At 51.5% G+C, this 14057-nt stretch carries 12 protein-coding genes; 7 read left to right on the plus strand and 5 right to left on the minus strand.

Features of this window, described 5'->3' with window-relative positions; genetic code table 11:
• From cysN to cysG, 3 genes are read right to left on the minus strand one after another with little or no spacing between them, the layout of a single operon-like run.
• Window positions 1-1434 carry a sulfate adenylyltransferase subunit CysN gene (gene cysN, locus GMA8713_RS13415; RefSeq protein ID WP_062710622.1) on the minus strand — a complete coding sequence of 478 codons (1434 nt, stop codon included), beginning with the start codon at window positions 1432-1434 and terminating at the stop codon, window positions 1-3.
• A gap of 10 nt (window positions 1435-1444) precedes the next feature.
• Window positions 1445-2353, minus strand: a complete 909-nt coding sequence (cysD, locus tag GMA8713_RS13420) for a sulfate adenylyltransferase subunit CysD (protein ID WP_002536513.1) — start codon at window positions 2351-2353, stop codon at window positions 1445-1447.
• Window positions 2354-2367: 14 nt separating this feature from the next.
• Window positions 2368-3789 (minus strand): siroheme synthase CysG, encoded by a 1422-nt coding sequence (gene cysG, locus GMA8713_RS13425; protein ID WP_062710625.1) that lies wholly within the window; start codon window positions 3787-3789, stop codon window positions 2368-2370.
• A gap of 271 nt (window positions 3790-4060) precedes the next feature.
• Between cysG and GMA8713_RS13430 the strand changes: the two genes are divergently transcribed.
• Both GMA8713_RS13430 and GMA8713_RS13435 read left to right on the plus strand, forming a co-directional pair.
• On the plus strand, window positions 4061-6013 hold the full coding sequence (locus GMA8713_RS13430; protein ID WP_062710627.1) for a bifunctional 2',3'-cyclic-nucleotide 2'-phosphodiesterase/3'-nucleotidase: 1953 nt from the start codon (window positions 4061-4063) through the stop codon (window positions 6011-6013).
• Between the two features lie 166 nt (window positions 6014-6179).
• Window positions 6180-6632 (plus strand): GNAT family N-acetyltransferase, encoded by a 453-nt coding sequence (locus tag GMA8713_RS13435; RefSeq protein WP_002536517.1) that lies wholly within the window; start codon window positions 6180-6182, stop codon window positions 6630-6632.
• 49 nt (window positions 6633-6681) lie between these two features.
• Here the strand turns inward: GMA8713_RS13435 and GMA8713_RS13440 are convergent, their stop codons facing one another.
• Complete coding sequence (locus GMA8713_RS13440; RefSeq protein WP_062710630.1) at window positions 6682-7305, minus strand: LysM-like peptidoglycan-binding domain-containing protein; 624 nt, start codon at window positions 7303-7305, stop codon at window positions 6682-6684.
• Between the two features lie 243 nt (window positions 7306-7548).
• Between GMA8713_RS13440 and bamJ the strand changes: the two genes are divergently transcribed.
• On the plus strand, window positions 7549-8169 hold the full coding sequence (gene bamJ / locus GMA8713_RS13445) for a BamJ family beta-barrel-assembly machinery protein (protein ID WP_002539493.1): 621 nt from the start codon (window positions 7549-7551) through the stop codon (window positions 8167-8169).
• Window positions 8170-8391: 222 nt separating this feature from the next.
• Here bamJ and GMA8713_RS13450 read toward each other — a convergent pair whose 3' ends face one another.
• Window positions 8392-9327 (minus strand): LysR family transcriptional regulator, encoded by a 936-nt coding sequence (locus GMA8713_RS13450; RefSeq protein WP_062710633.1) that lies wholly within the window; start codon window positions 9325-9327, stop codon window positions 8392-8394.
• 148 nt (window positions 9328-9475) lie between these two features.
• Here GMA8713_RS13450 and GMA8713_RS13455 point away from each other — a divergent pair, with 148 nt between their 5' ends.
• The 4 genes from GMA8713_RS13455 to GMA8713_RS13470 all read left to right on the plus strand — a co-directional run bounded on the left by GMA8713_RS13455 (window position 9476) and on the right by GMA8713_RS13470 (window position 14039).
• On the plus strand, window positions 9476-10024 hold the full coding sequence (locus GMA8713_RS13455; RefSeq protein ID WP_062710636.1) for a rhodanese-like domain-containing protein: 549 nt from the start codon (window positions 9476-9478) through the stop codon (window positions 10022-10024).
• The gene (locus tag GMA8713_RS13460) at window positions 10021-10917 is read left to right on the plus strand and encodes a quinoprotein relay system zinc metallohydrolase 2 (RefSeq protein ID WP_062710639.1); all 897 of its coding nucleotides are present in this window, start codon (window positions 10021-10023) and stop codon (window positions 10915-10917) included. Before GMA8713_RS13455 ends, GMA8713_RS13460 begins: the two co-directional genes overlap by 4 nt.
• Before the next feature lie 15 nt (window positions 10918-10932).
• The gene (locus GMA8713_RS13465; protein WP_062710642.1) at window positions 10933-11718 is read left to right on the plus strand and encodes a quinoprotein dehydrogenase-associated SoxYZ-like carrier; all 786 of its coding nucleotides are present in this window, start codon (window positions 10933-10935) and stop codon (window positions 11716-11718) included.
• Window positions 11719-12230: 512 nt separating this feature from the next.
• Window positions 12231-14039 (plus strand): methanol/ethanol family PQQ-dependent dehydrogenase, encoded by a 1809-nt coding sequence (locus GMA8713_RS13470; RefSeq protein ID WP_002539484.1) that lies wholly within the window; start codon window positions 12231-12233, stop codon window positions 14037-14039.
• The last annotated feature ends 18 nt before the right edge of the window (window positions 14040-14057 follow it).

Below are 14057 nucleotides of genomic sequence, written 5' to 3' on the forward strand. Positions count from 1 at the left end.
TTACCCCAGAAGCTTACTGATGTCGCGTGCATTCCAGTGTGGGAAGTGCTTGCGGATCAGCGCGTTGAGTTCTACCTCAAACGCAGAGATGTCAGTACCTGAAGTTTGTGCAACGCTGTCTTCGAGCAGCTCGCTGATCATACCTGCACCCACGGTCACGTTGGTCAGGCGATCAATCAGGATGAAGCCACCGGTGTCGGCGCAATCCGTGTAAACGTCGAGCGGCACGGACTCAGTCAGTTCAACCTCACACTCAGCAATGCCGTTTAGTGGCAGGCTTTCAGTGTCGAACGTTTCCAGCGAGTTGATGTCCACCTGATGGCGGATTTTACTCACGGCACCAACAGTTTTCTTGCCCGCGACTTTGACGTCATACTGACGGCCCACTTCCAGCGGTTGCTCAGCCATCCAAACAATGCGCGCAGCCAGTTTGTTGGTCGCTTGCTGGGTGTCAGCAGCAGGTACAATCAAATCACCGCGGCTGATGTCGATTTCATCAGTCAGGGTAATGGTCACTGCCTGACCTGCGTGAGCGTAATCCAGGTCACCATCAAAGGTCACGATACGCGCAACTGTCGAGGTTTTGCCCGATGGCAGCACTTTGATTTCATCACCTGGGCGCACTTCACCACCAGAGATGGTGCCGGAGAAACCACGGAAGTCGAGGTTTGGACGGTTCACGTACTGCACTGGGAAACGGAATGCACCGTTGTCTTTCTCCGCAGTCACGTTTACATCTTCCAGCAAGGTCAGCAGGGTCTCGCCGTCATACCAAGGGGTGCTTGGACTGCGATCTACCACGTTGTCGCCTTCCAGCGCTGACAGTGGCACCAGTTTGATGTCGATGTCCGCATTCAGCTTTTCAGCAAATGCCAGGTAATCATCACGGATGCTTTCAAAACGTGCCTGATCGAAATCCACCAGATCCATTTTGTTCACCGCAACCACAAAGTGGCGGATGCCCAACGAGCTCGCGATAAACGAGTGACGACGGGTTTGATCCAATACGCCTTTACGTGCATCAATCAAGATAACCGCCAGATCACAGGTCGACGCACCGGTCGCCATGTTACGGGTGTACTGCTCATGTCCCGGGGTATCCGCGATAATGAACTTACGTTTTTTGGTCGAGAAGTAGCGATATGCCACGTCGATGGTGATGCCCTGCTCGCGTTCAGCGGCCAGACCATCTACCAACAGCGCCAGATCCGGTTTTTCACCTGTGGTGCCCACTTTCTGGCTGTCTGCGTGGATCGCTGCCAGCTGATCTTCATAAATTTGCTTAGAGTCATGTAGCAGGCGGCCGATAAGCGTACTTTTGCCGTCATCCACCGAGCCACAAGTCAGAAAACGCAGCAGGGATTTGTTCTGATGTTGGTCCAGATAGGCCTCGATACCCAACTCGGCCACTTGTTGTTCAATAGCACTATTCATGTTTAATCCCTTAGAAGTATCCCTGACGTTTCTTCAATTCCATGGAGGCGGACTGATCGTGGTCGATCGCACGTCCCTGACGCTCACTCGAGGTCGCCACCAGCATCTCTTCAATAATCCCTGTCAGGGTGTTGGCTTCCGACTCCACAGCACCGGTCAGTGGGTAACAACCCAGGGTGCGGAAACGGACGCTCTTGTGTTCAATTTCCTCGCCTTCCTGCAGCTTCATACGGTCGTCATCAACCATGATCAGCATGCCATCACGTTCCACCACTGGGCGCACGTCAGACAGGTACAGCGGCACGATATCGATGCCTTCGAGGTAGATGTATTGCCAGATATCCAGCTCGGTCCAGTTCGACAGCGGGAACACGCGGATGCTTTCGCCTTTGTTCACCTGACCGTTGTAGGTGTGCCACAGCTCAGGACGCTGATTCTTTGGATCCCAAACGTGGTTCTTGTCGCGGAAGCTGTAAACACGCTCTTTAGCGCGGCTTTTCTCTTCGTCACGACGCGCACCGCCGAATGCTGCATCAAAACCGTATTTGTTTAGCGCCTGCTTCAAACCCTGAGTTTTCATGATGTCGGTGTGCTTGGAAGAACCATGGTCAAACGGGTTGATGCCCGCAGCCAGACCTTCTGGGTTTTTGTGTACCAGAAGTTCGAAGCCATATTTCTTCGCCGTTTCATCGCGGAACTTGATCATTTCCTTGAACTTCCAGTCAGTGTCGACGTGCAGAAGAGGGAAAGGGATCTTGCCCGGATAGAAGGCTTTACGAGCCAGGTGAAGCATCACGGAACTGTCTTTACCGATGGAGTACATCATCACCGGGTTATCGAATTCCGCCGCCACTTCACGAATGATGTGGATACTTTCTGCCTCAAGCTGTTTGAGGTGGGTAAGAGTTTTGGCTTCCATTCTATGTTGTTTCCTTAGCCTAAATTAACCACGGACGGTGCACGAACATCACCTACCGCTTCGAATGATTGCTTTCCGTACCAGTTCAACTGGTCTGCGAGCTGCACCACTTCGCCGACGACGATCAATGCAGGGGAACCTACACCTTCCGCCAGCGATTCCAGCTCGTTGAGTTTTCCTTTATAGATTTTCTGATTGGTACGCGTGCCGTTTTCTATGATTGCGACCGGGGTCTCCGGGTCACGTCCATGCTGAATTAATTGCTGCTGAATATGGGCGCTTTTCATCAGACCCATGTAAATCACCAGCGTCTGGCGACCACGCGCAAGTGTCGCCCAGCGGAAGCTGTCGTCTTCTGTCTTAAGGTGTCCGGTAATGAACATCGCCGTTTGCGCATAATCGCGGTGTGTCAGCGGAATGCCGGCATAAGCGGTTGCACCGGCTGCGGCGGTTATGCCCGGTACTACCTGAAACGGAACGCCCGCTTCCTGCAGAACTTGTAGCTCTTCACCGCCACGGCCAAACATGAAGGGGTCACCGCCTTTGAGGCGCACCACACGGTGTCCTTTCAGCGCGTATTTCACCAACATGGCGTTGGTTTCTTCCTGCGATACGCTGTGATAGCTCGCGCGCTTACCAACGCAAATCAGCTCGGCATCACGGCGGCAAAGCTCCATGATTTCGTCAGAGACCAGATAGTCGTATAGCACCACGTCGGCTTGCTGCATCAGTTGCAGCGCACGCAGGGTAAGAAGACCCGGGTCGCCCGGACCAGCACCGATCAGCGCCACTTCACCTTGCAGGGAAACGCCGTCAGTCAGTCGCTCGAGCTCTGCTTTGGCACCCTCTTCGTCGCCTGAAGCAACCAATGAGGAAAAACGGCCATCAAATGCCATTTCCCAGAACTTACGACGACCATTCAGGGTCGAGATTTTCTGTTTTAAGGTGTCGCGGAAATCGCCAGCCAGTTTAGCCATACGGCCAACGTGCGACGGGATCAGGGTTTCGAGTTTCTCTCGGATGAGTCTTGCTAACACCGGTGATTTACCGGCAGAAGAAATCGCAATCACAATTGGGCTGCGATCAACAATAGAGGGAACAATGAAGCTGCACTTCGGGGTGTCATCCACCACGTTCGCCAGCACGCGACGTTTGTCGGCAGCCTTGGATACCAGCTCATTCACCAGCGGGTTATCAGTGGCAGCAATCACCAGAAACACGTTGTCGAGGTGCTCCGGTTTAAAGCCTTCTTTCAGCCACACCAGCTCGCCATTTTCAGCCGCTTCAATAACTTCGTGATCCGCTTCAGGCGCCACAATGGTGACAGACGCCCCAGCTTTCATCAGCATGCGCGTTTTGCGCCAAGCGACTTCACCGCCGCCGACGACCAGACAAGCACGTCCTTCAAGCTTTGCGAAAATTGGCAAGTAATCCATAGTGTCAGCCCTTTCAATCCATTGAGGCCACTATAGAGAGTTGATGTTATTACTTGAAATTCTAAAAATTCATTTTTTATAACGTTATGGCTATTAGACCTTCACTCTCATAGCGACGAAATTTTCTCCAACCGCCGCGAAGCCGCGCCAGCACTGCATTCGATTACATATCACTTAATCAAGTCATAGATCACAGTTAGAGATGAAATGTAACTATTCCTAGTCGTCGATATGCAAAATACAGGCACATTTCTGTCCTTGGGAGATAATCATGACTCTTTCAGCCCGTCCGCTTTCTATCGCTGTTCTGACCGGTATGCTTACCATGGCAGGCCCAGCAATGGCGGACACCATTAAACTGCGCATCATCGAGACCACCGACATTCACACCAATGTGATGGATTACGACTACTACAAGGACAAGCCGAGTGAAAAAATCGGTCTGGTGCGCACTGCAACGCTCGTTAAGGCTGCACAAGAAGAGGTCGAAAACAGCGTATTGGTCGATAATGGTGACCTAATACAGGGCAGCCCTATGGGTGACTACATGGCGGCCAAAGGTATTGAGAAAGGCGAAGTTCATCCTGTCTACAAGGCAATGAACCTGCTGGACTACGATGTGGGTAACATCGGTAACCACGAATTCAACTATGGCCTCGACTTCCTCGACCGCTCGTTGGAAGGCGCGAAATTCCCGTATATCTCCGCCAACGTGATTGATGCCAACACCGGTAAGCACTACTTCAATCCTTACATCATCAAAGAGCACACCTTCAAAGACACCGACGGCAACGCTCATCTGGTGAAAGTCGGTTATATCGGTTTTGTACCGCCGCAAATCATGGTTTGGGACAAGAAGAACCTTGAAGGCAAGGTGATTGCTGAAGACATCAAAGCCAGCGCGGAAAAGCTGGTACCTGAGATGAAAGCCAAAGGCGCAGATGTGATTGTGGCTGTGCCGCACTCAGGCCTGTCGCAAGACGAATATAAAGCCATGGCGGAAAACTCGGTGTACTACCTTGCCGACGTTGACGGTATTGATGCCATCGCCTTCGGCCACTCCCACGCTGTGTTCCCGGGCAAAGGCTTTGACAACATTAAAGGCGTCGATAACCAAAAAGGCACCATCAAAGGCGTAGCAGCTGTGATGCCAGGTCGTTGGGGCAGCCATGTCGGTATCATGGATCTGCAACTCGACAAGCAAGGCGATGAATGGGTTGTCACGCCGGTACAAAGCGAATCACGCCCTATCTTTGACGGCAAATCACTGGCTGACGCTGACGTTGAAATGCGTAAAGTGTTAGAGCATGACCACAAAGGCACCCGCGATTTCGTCAACCAGCCTATCGGTAAAGCCAATGACGTCATGTACAGCTTCCTCTCGCTGGTGCAGGACGACCCAACGGTACAAATTGTTAACCTGGCTCAGAAAGATTACGTCGAACGCTTCATTCAGGGTGACCCGGATCTGGACGGTATTCCTGTGCTATCAGCAGCGGCGCCTTTTAAAGCCGGTGGCCGTAAGAATGACCCGGCGAATTTCACCGAAGTGGAAGCAGGCGAACTGACGTTCCGAAATGCAGCGGATCTCTACCTCTATCCAAACACGCTGGTGACACTGAAAGTGACCGGTAAAGAAGTGAAAGAGTGGCTGGAGTGCAGCGCGGGTCAGTTTAACCACATCGACCCTCAATCCAGCGCCCAGCAATCCTTAATTAACTGGGATGGCTTCCGCACTTACAACTTCGACGTGATTGATGGCGTGAACTATCAGATGGATATCACCCAGCCAGCGCGTTATGACGGTGACTGCAACCTGGTCAACGCGGATGCAGAGCGTATCCGGAACCTGACCTTCAACGGTAAGCCAGTTGATATGGCGCAGCCATTTCTGATTGCGACCAACAATTACCGTGCATACCTGGGTAAATTCCCTGGCACAGGTAATGACTTCATCGCCTTCGCCTCACCGGACGAAAACCGTACCGTAGTCGCCAACTACATCAGTGCGGTGACCAAAGAGAACGGTGTTGTTACCCCAACGGCTGATAATAATTGGTCGTTTGCCCCAATCGAAACCGACGCTGATCTGAACGTGGTGTTTGAAACCTCACCAAGTGACAAAGCCGCTGATTTTGTGAAGGCAAAGGGTCAGTACCCAATGGAGAAAGTGGGCACAGATGATGTGGGCTTCGCGCAATATCGCATTGACCTGAAAAAATGATTAAACATTGGTTAACCCAATGTTTAATTATTGAAAATCCCCAAAATTGATACAGAAAAACCGCGGCTTTGATCGCGGTTTTTTTATAAGTTATCCGGCTACCCAAAGGGAAATGGGCTATGAAAAAAGTAGCCTAAGAGATTTTTAAAAATCAGGAATAACAATAATGCAATGGATAACCCTGACCTTTGGTCAGTTGTCGACCCGGCAACTCTATGACCTATTGAGGTTGCGCACCGACGTGTTTGTTGTAGAACAGAACTGTCCGTATCCGGAGCTGGACGGTCACGATACCCATCCCGAAACCCGACATTTACTGGGTTACCGTGATGACAAAATGACAGCCTACGCCCGCATTCTGCCAGCCGGCCTCACCTATCCGGAAATGAGTATCGGGCGCATTGTGACCGCCAATACCGAACGCGGAAACGGCTGCGGCAGTGAACTGGTCAAACAGGCCATCATTCAGGCGCATGACGTGTGGCCAAAAGCGCCGATCACCATTGGTGCTCAATATCACCTACGGGAGTTCTATCGTCGCCACGGCTTTGAAGAAATTTCCGAGCAGTATCTGGAAGACGGCATTCCGCACATCGACATGCGCCGCGTCGCTGCCTAATAGGCGGTAAACAGAGATAAAAAAGGCTGCCCTCTTCCGTTTTCAGACATTATTTACGGCGGACAAAGCTGCCATCTGACAGCCTGAAGAAAATCACTGACGCCCCTGACGTCTCAATCTGCAGCATGTCCAAGGTACCTTGGTCATTACGCTTAAAGTGAAGCAGTTGTCCCGGCTGGATTCGGCTGAGAGGCTTATCGTCACCCTCAATAGCTGAGATTGCATAAAGGTCTGGCAGCGGCAAGTCCTGTGCACGGAAGATGTTAGACAGCGTATCACCGCCTTTCACCTCATAGTTCACCCAGTCCGTATTCACGGTTTGTGCGCCCACTGTCTGCGTGGCGATGACTTGCTCACCGTCGGCATCAAAGCCTTCATCGTTGCTGGCTTCCTGCTGCCCAACCGCAAGTGGCACGGATACGCGTTCACCAGCCGTATTAGTCTCCGGCAGAGAATCCTCGCTTGATGGCCAGATTAAAAGCACGACCAACAACGCGCCCAACACTGAAATCGCCGTGCGGTGCAGTTTTGGCAAGGAATGCCAGTAAGGTTGAACACGTTCAACCAGCGGGCTCAGCGAGGCCTTCGCTTTTTCTAATGCGCTTTTGATTGCCTCGCCCAGGGGCGGCGTGGCGGATGCTGTTCCTTTTTCGCGCTTTCCTTTCAAGGTCATTACCTCTCCCAATTTCCTCATGGGGTAGTTCCAGTATCTCAGTCAATCCAATAACTCTGAATACTAGATCTGCAATATCAGCAAAATGTCAGCCAGTCGGCTTAACCTGAACAATTGTCTGACATTTGTACTTTCAAAGAATTCCGTCTGAATTACAACCTTGCGACTGTAAACCGATTTGTCCCAGATAGCTTGAAACTGTTATCCTTGCCCACTTTAAACCCGCAAATAAAGAGAGACGACATGTCTGATGTAAAACTGGAAACCGTAGAGCAGAAAGCTAGCTACGGCATCGGTCTGCAAATGGGTCAGCAACTGGCAGGTTCTGGTCTGGAAGGTCTGAACGTAGATGCAATCGCGAAAGGTATCGCAACCGCTCTGGCGGGTAACATGCCTGAGATTGAGATCGACGAGATCAACAACGCACTGCGTGAACTGCACACCCAAGCAGAAGAAGTTCGCCAAGCGGCAGCAAAAGAAGCGGCAGCAGAAGGCGAAGCTTTCCTGGCTGAGAACGCGAAGCGTGACGAAGTGACCGTGACCGAGTCTGGCCTGCAGTACGAAGTACTGGTTGAAGGTAACGGCGAAATCCCGACTTCTGACAAGCAAGTACGCGTTCACTACCACGGTACCCTGACTGACGGCACTAAGTTCGACAGCTCTGTAGAGCGCGGCCAGCCAGCAGAATTCCCAGTGACCGGCGTGATCAAAGGTTGGGTTGAAGCTCTGCAAATGATGCCTGTAGGTTCTAAGTGGAAACTGTACATTCCACAAGACCTGGCATACGGCGAGCGCGGTGCGGGTGCAGCGATCCCTCCTTTCGCAGCACTGGTATTCGAAGTAGAACTGCTGGATATCCTGTAAGTTCTGCGAAAAAGAAAGCCAGCTTTCACGCTGGCTTTTTTTGTGCCTGTTGTGCAGCATTATACCAATCGTAGTCAATATCTGCTCATCCTAGCTTGTTAAAATGCTCGATAACTGCGTTGAAAAATTTGATTGTAGAATAACCACTTATCGAAATTTTCCGCCTTGTTCTCGAGCATTTTCCCTGCGCTATTTCTGATCAGCTACTTACTGTGATTGGTATTATCCCGCCGCTTCACGATGCTCATCGTCATTGTCTGGATGCTCTTCTGCCATCCAGGGTAAGTGGTGCTGGAAGTGATCAGAAAGGAAGTCCACAAACAACCTGACCTTGGCTGACAGATTTCGGTTAAACGGATACACCGCCCAGACTGCAGAATCCGGCGCTTGGTAATCCGACAACACTTCCACCAGCTCACCACTCAGAATTTTCTGGTTCACGTAGTAATCCGGCAACTGGGCAAGTCCCAATCCACGAAGTGTTGCGTCCAACACCGCACTGCCACTGTTTCCGTGCCAACGTCCATGCGGCTTGATGTTGACCGCATTACTTCCGTCCTGAAAACTCCAGGTATCCACCAGCCCGACCAGGCAATTGTGATTCTGCAGTTCGTCTAAATTGGCAGGTGCACCGAACTCCCTAAGGTAGGCAGGGGAAGCACAAACGAAAAGCTTGCGCGGCGCAAGCTTTTTCGCCATCAGGGTACTGTCTTTCAGATCCCCAGTGCGAATCGCCAGGTCATAACCGTCATGCACCAAATCCACCACGTCATTGGTGAAATGGAACTCCACACTGAGCTTAGGGTGCACCTCAATGAAATCGTTCGCGAGCGGCGCAATGAACTTCTCACCAAACACCGACGGTGCCGTGATCTTCAATGTGCCAACCGGTTCGGTCTGCATTTGGGTGACCAGTGCTTCTACCTCTGCGAATTTCTCAATGAGGTCGTTACATTGCTCAAAGTACATTTTGCCGACTTCAGTCAGCGTGATTTGTCGTGTTGTACGGTAAAGCAAACGGGTACTCAGCCGACATTCCAGTGCATCGATACGACGACTGACATGGGAAGTCGACACGCCCAGCTTGCGTGCGGCGGCGGTAAAACTGCCACTGTTGACAACTTCAACAAATTCTTCAACACCACTCCAACGGTTCATCTTTGCCCCACTGAAAAGAAGTTTATTGATGGCTGCAACAATAAAACCCGCCCCTTGACGGTCTGATTGTTATCCTAATGTTAACCCATAATGTGTAGTGCTCTGCCCACCTCCTACTAAGGTATGAGCATTATCAGAATAAAGTAGTATGAGCATCCTTAAAATCACCAAGGAAATCAGTTTCATATGCGTGATATTGTGTAGCTTAAAAGCCACTAGCATCAGTGCTGGAACAGTTCCGGAACCCAAAGACTACCGCACAGAGAATTATCGGGCGGCAGTTCCAGCAACATTAACCGGTGGTCTGGTTATCGAGTCTGCCGAACAACTGGTTGCCTTTATCAAAACGCGACATCCTGTGCTGATTGATGTCTACCCTGCTCCGAACAAACCCGACAACCTTTCACCCGATACGCTTTGGATAGAGCCTTCACGTGAGACCTTGCCGAATGCCCTATGGCTTGCCAATGTCGGTCACGGGATTGCACCGGACTCCCTCATCCAACTGCTGAAAAACCAGCTGCCTGATGACGCCCCCGTAGTGGTGTTTTGCGAGCCCAATTGCTGGCATTCGTGGAATGCCGGAAAACGGGCGATTGAGCTGGGAGCTAAAGAAGTCTATTGGTACCGAGCGGGTGTTAAAGGCTGGAAAAAGGCAGGTTATGCGCTCGAAACGCAGTATCCGGTAAGACCATGAATCGTCTGCTGGTCATGCTTTTTCTGATGCTTCCATTCTCCGTTCAAGCATCGCTGGAACTTTCGTTTAGTGAAGTTGCCCCCGGTGTTTTCATGCATCAGGGCAAACTTGCGGATCTGTTTACCGTCGACAGCGATCCGGTCGCCAACATCACCTTTATTGTCGGAGATGAAGCCGTTGCTGTGATTGATACAGGCGGCAGCAAGCGGGCGGGCAATGCGGTGCTTCGCGCCATTAGACAGCAAACTGATTTGCCTATCGGCTTTGTGATCAATACGCATGTCCATCCCGATCATCACTTCGGCAACATCGCCTTTGTCGATGAAAAGCCCGAGTTTGTCGCCCATGCCCGCTATCCCGGCGACTTTGACGCCAAATCCGGTTATTACCTGCAACGGCTGACCAACCCATGGTTTACCGGCACCACACCGATTGGGGCAACGCGGGTGATCAATGAAACTACAGAGCTTGATCTCGGCAACCGCACGTTAGTACTTACGCCCCATGAACGGGCGCACACCCGTCACGATCTCTCAGTATTAGATCAAAACTCAGGGACGCTGATCACTGGCGATCTGCTGTTTATCGATCACCTGCCAACCTTGGATGGCAACCTGATGGGTTGGCTGGCTGAAACGGAAAAACTGGAAGCCATGCCGTTTCGCCAAGTGATCCCGGGGCATGGCCCCTTACAAAAATCAAAACAAGCTTTTGAAAAGCAAACGCGCTATCTCTCTTCTCTGGCACAGGCTGTTCGTGCCGCTATCAACGACAACATCGATATCAACACTGCCAGCACCACCGTCATGCCGTCTCCGGGCGACTGGAAGCTTTACGAAGCCTTTCATCCTCGCAATGTGATTCAGGCTTACAAGGAGTTGGAATGGGAATAATGAGAGGTATCTCCTATGAAAATCACCACCCTGCTACTGTCGGCATTGCTCACTGCGCTGCCACTGCAAAGCTTTGCTGAAGCTGAATCCGACAGTGCCACCTGGCCACTGATCCGTGACAGCCTGTTTCCCGACTCGCCTGACATTGTAGAAAGTGAGGAGATTGTCTCTCTCACCGCACCGAAGCGTGCGATTGATGCCGCGCTGGTACCACTTGAAGTCAAGGTCAATGTCCGTCAGGACGATACAAACCCTATTGAGCGCATACACCTTATCGTCGACAACAATCCTTCACCGATTGTCGGCAGCTTTGACATGAGCCCGAATAATGGGGTCGCTAACATCGCTACCCGCGTCAGGATCAATGCTTATAGCCCGGTTAGAGTGATAGCCCAAACCGCCGATGGCAAACTGTATATGCACAGTCAGTTCGTGAAAGCTTCGGGCGGTTGCTCAGCCCCCGCAGGTGCCGATGACATGCTGGCACGCCAGCGAATGGGCAAAATGAAGCTGAAAGATCTGGCGGGGGATGATTCGCGCATGATGCAACTGTTGATCAGCCACCCCAACTATAGCGGGCTGCAAATCGATCAGCTCACACGCCACTGGATCCCATCTGATTATGTGAGTGATGTGAATATTACGCTCGAAGGTGAACCTGTCATGCGCTTTAACGGAGGTATCTCCATCAGTGAGAATCCCACCTTTACCTTTCATCTGGATAAAGGCAAAAGCGGCAAGTTGAAAGCTGATGTGAAAGACTCCACGGGTCGTGAATTTTCCAGTGAGTGGGACATTTGATATCAGCCTTGCGAAGTCTCAGACAAAAGGCAGTGCCGTATCCTAATGACTTTTAAGGATATGGCACCTGGCGCTTATGCCATCCATTGATATCATTCCCCAAAATAAGACATATAAAGTGCCAGGTTTTTCTGGGACTTAGCCACACAATCCCACCCCTTAAACATTGTTGCCCGCGGACAAAAGTGTTGTGTCCTTTTCCTCCTCACACAACCTCTAAAGCTGCCATACACTCAATTCACGACGTTTTCACCTCACGATGCGGCACGGCTGCCCGCGCCATTTCGTTGAAGTGAAATGATCTTTGGATTCATTCAATAAACGCGAAACCGCCTAAGTTGTAGATCGTGAATGTCGCCAAACACGCCACGAAGGGTTGAGAGACAGAGCGAGCATTGGCCAGCATAGCGTCCCCACAACTCCGCGGAACACGCAGACAAATTGAGTCAATAAAGCCGAAGTCAGGATGCCCTTGGTGTCCGGCTTAACGTGCTGTCACGGAGGAAGTAAATATGATAGGTGCTGTAAGGTTACGCCGCTGCTTAGCAGCAGTCGCCACACTCTCCCTTACGCTGCTGTTTCCCGCAGCGTCGCAAGCGAATGACGAACTCATCAAGCTGCAGGAAGACCCGAATCAATGGGTCATGTGGGGCGGTGATTACTCGGGTACACGCTATAGCCCACTCAATCAGATCAACGCAGAGAATGCCAAAAACCTTCAGGTTGCCTGGACGTTTTCAACCGGCGTGCTGCGGGGTCATGAAGGGGGGCCACTTGTGTTGGGGGACACCATGTATATCCACACCCCTTTCCCCAACAAAGTGTTCGCCATTGACCTGAAAACCAAAGCCCTCAAATGGGAATATGAACCGAAACAGGATGCGTCGGTTATCGCTGTGATGTGTTGTGACACAGTCAACCGTGGTCTTGCCTACGCTGACGGCAAGATCTTCCTGCAACAAGCGGATACCACCCTCGTCGCGCTGGATCAGAACACCGGTAAAGTGGTTTGGAAAGTGGTGAATGGCGACCCGAAAGTCGGTGCGACCAACACCAACGCCCCACTGGTGGTAAAAGACAAAATCATCACGGGTATCAGTGGTGGTGAATTCGGTGTCCGTGGTTATCTCACCGCCTACAACATCAAAGACGGCAGCGTCGCCTGGCGTGCATACAGCACGGGTCCAGACGAAGAAATGCTGGTCGACCCTGAAAAAACCACCGAAATGCTCAAACCTATTGGCAAGGATTCAAGTCTTGAGTCATGGGAAGGCGATCAGTGGAAAATCGGTGGCGGTACCACCTGGGGTTGGTTTAGCTACGACCCTGAGCTGAATCTTATCTACTACGGTACGGGTAACCCTAGTACCTGGAACCCGTCACAACGTCCCGGTGACAACAAGTACTCCATGACCATCATGGCGCGCGATGCAGACACAGGTATGGCGAAATGGCTCTACCAAATGACACCGCACGATGAGTGGGATTACGACGGCGTCAACGAGATGATTCTGGTTGATAAGAAGTTCAAGGGTAAGGACCGCAAACTGCTGGTGCACTTTGACCGTAACGGCTTCGGTTACACACTCGACCGTGAAACTGGTGAGCTGCTGGTCGCAGAAAAATTTGACCCTGCAGTGAACTGGGCAACCCACGTGGATATGGAAACAGGTCGCCCTCAAGTTGTCGCTAAATACTCGACCGCGCAAAACGGTGAGGATGTCGACACCAAAGGCATTTGTCCTGCTGCACTTGGTTCAAAAGACCAACAACCAGCAACCTATAGCCCTCGCACCGGTCTTTTCTATGTGCCAACCAACCATGTGTGCATGAACTACGAACCGTTCGAAGTCTCCTACACGGCAGGCCAGCCTTATGTGGGTGCAACCCTTTCTATGTTCCCTGCACCAGACAGCCATGGCGGTCTGGGTAACTTTATTGCCTGGGATGCAGAAAAAGGCGAGATCGTCTGGTCACTGCCGGAGCCATTCTCCGTATGGAGTGGCGCGCTGGCAACAGGTGGTGGCGTGGTGTTCTATGGCACGCTGGAAGGCTACCTGAAAGCCGTGGATGAGAAGACAGGTAAAGAGCTTTATCGCTTCAAAACCCCATCAGGCATTATCGGCAACGTGAATACCTACATGCATGATGGCAAGCAATATGTGGCAGTTTTGTCAGGTATTGGTGGCTGGGCTGGCATAGGTATGGCCGCCGGACTTGAAGGCGATACTGATGGTCTTGGTGCAGTAGGTGCCTACCGCAAACTGTCTGATTACACACAACTGGGTGGCGTGTTGACGGTATTTGCTTTGCCTAACTAAACCAAAAACAACAACGAA

It is taken from the genome of Grimontia marina, from assembly GCF_900060185.1.
Lineage (GTDB): Bacteria > Pseudomonadota > Gammaproteobacteria > Enterobacterales > Vibrionaceae > Enterovibrio > Enterovibrio marinus.

Coding starts and splice junctions, on each gene's coding strand:
- cysN (WP_062710622.1), bottom strand. CDS start 1,434: ATGAATAGTGCTATTGAACAACAAGTGGCCGAGTTGGGTATCGAGGCC.
- cysD (WP_002536513.1), bottom strand. CDS start 2,353: ATGGAAGCCAAAACTCTTACCCACCTCAAACAGCTTGAGGCAGAAAGT.
- cysG (WP_062710625.1), bottom strand. CDS start 3,789: ATGGATTACTTGCCAATTTTCGCAAAGCTTGAAGGACGTGCTTGTCTG.
- GMA8713_RS13430 (WP_062710627.1), top strand. CDS start 4,061: ATGACTCTTTCAGCCCGTCCGCTTTCTATCGCTGTTCTGACCGGTATG.
- GMA8713_RS13435 (WP_002536517.1), top strand. CDS start 6,180: ATGCAATGGATAACCCTGACCTTTGGTCAGTTGTCGACCCGGCAACTC.
- GMA8713_RS13440 (WP_062710630.1), bottom strand. CDS start 7,305: ATGACCTTGAAAGGAAAGCGCGAAAAAGGAACAGCATCCGCCACGCCG.
- bamJ (WP_002539493.1), top strand. CDS start 7,549: ATGTCTGATGTAAAACTGGAAACCGTAGAGCAGAAAGCTAGCTACGGC.
- GMA8713_RS13450 (WP_062710633.1), bottom strand. CDS start 9,327: ATGAACCGTTGGAGTGGTGTTGAAGAATTTGTTGAAGTTGTCAACAGT.
- GMA8713_RS13455 (WP_062710636.1), top strand. CDS start 9,476: ATGAGCATCCTTAAAATCACCAAGGAAATCAGTTTCATATGCGTGATA.
- GMA8713_RS13460 (WP_062710639.1), top strand. CDS start 10,021: ATGAATCGTCTGCTGGTCATGCTTTTTCTGATGCTTCCATTCTCCGTT.
- GMA8713_RS13465 (WP_062710642.1), top strand. CDS start 10,933: ATGAAAATCACCACCCTGCTACTGTCGGCATTGCTCACTGCGCTGCCA.
- GMA8713_RS13470 (WP_002539484.1), top strand. CDS start 12,231: ATGATAGGTGCTGTAAGGTTACGCCGCTGCTTAGCAGCAGTCGCCACA.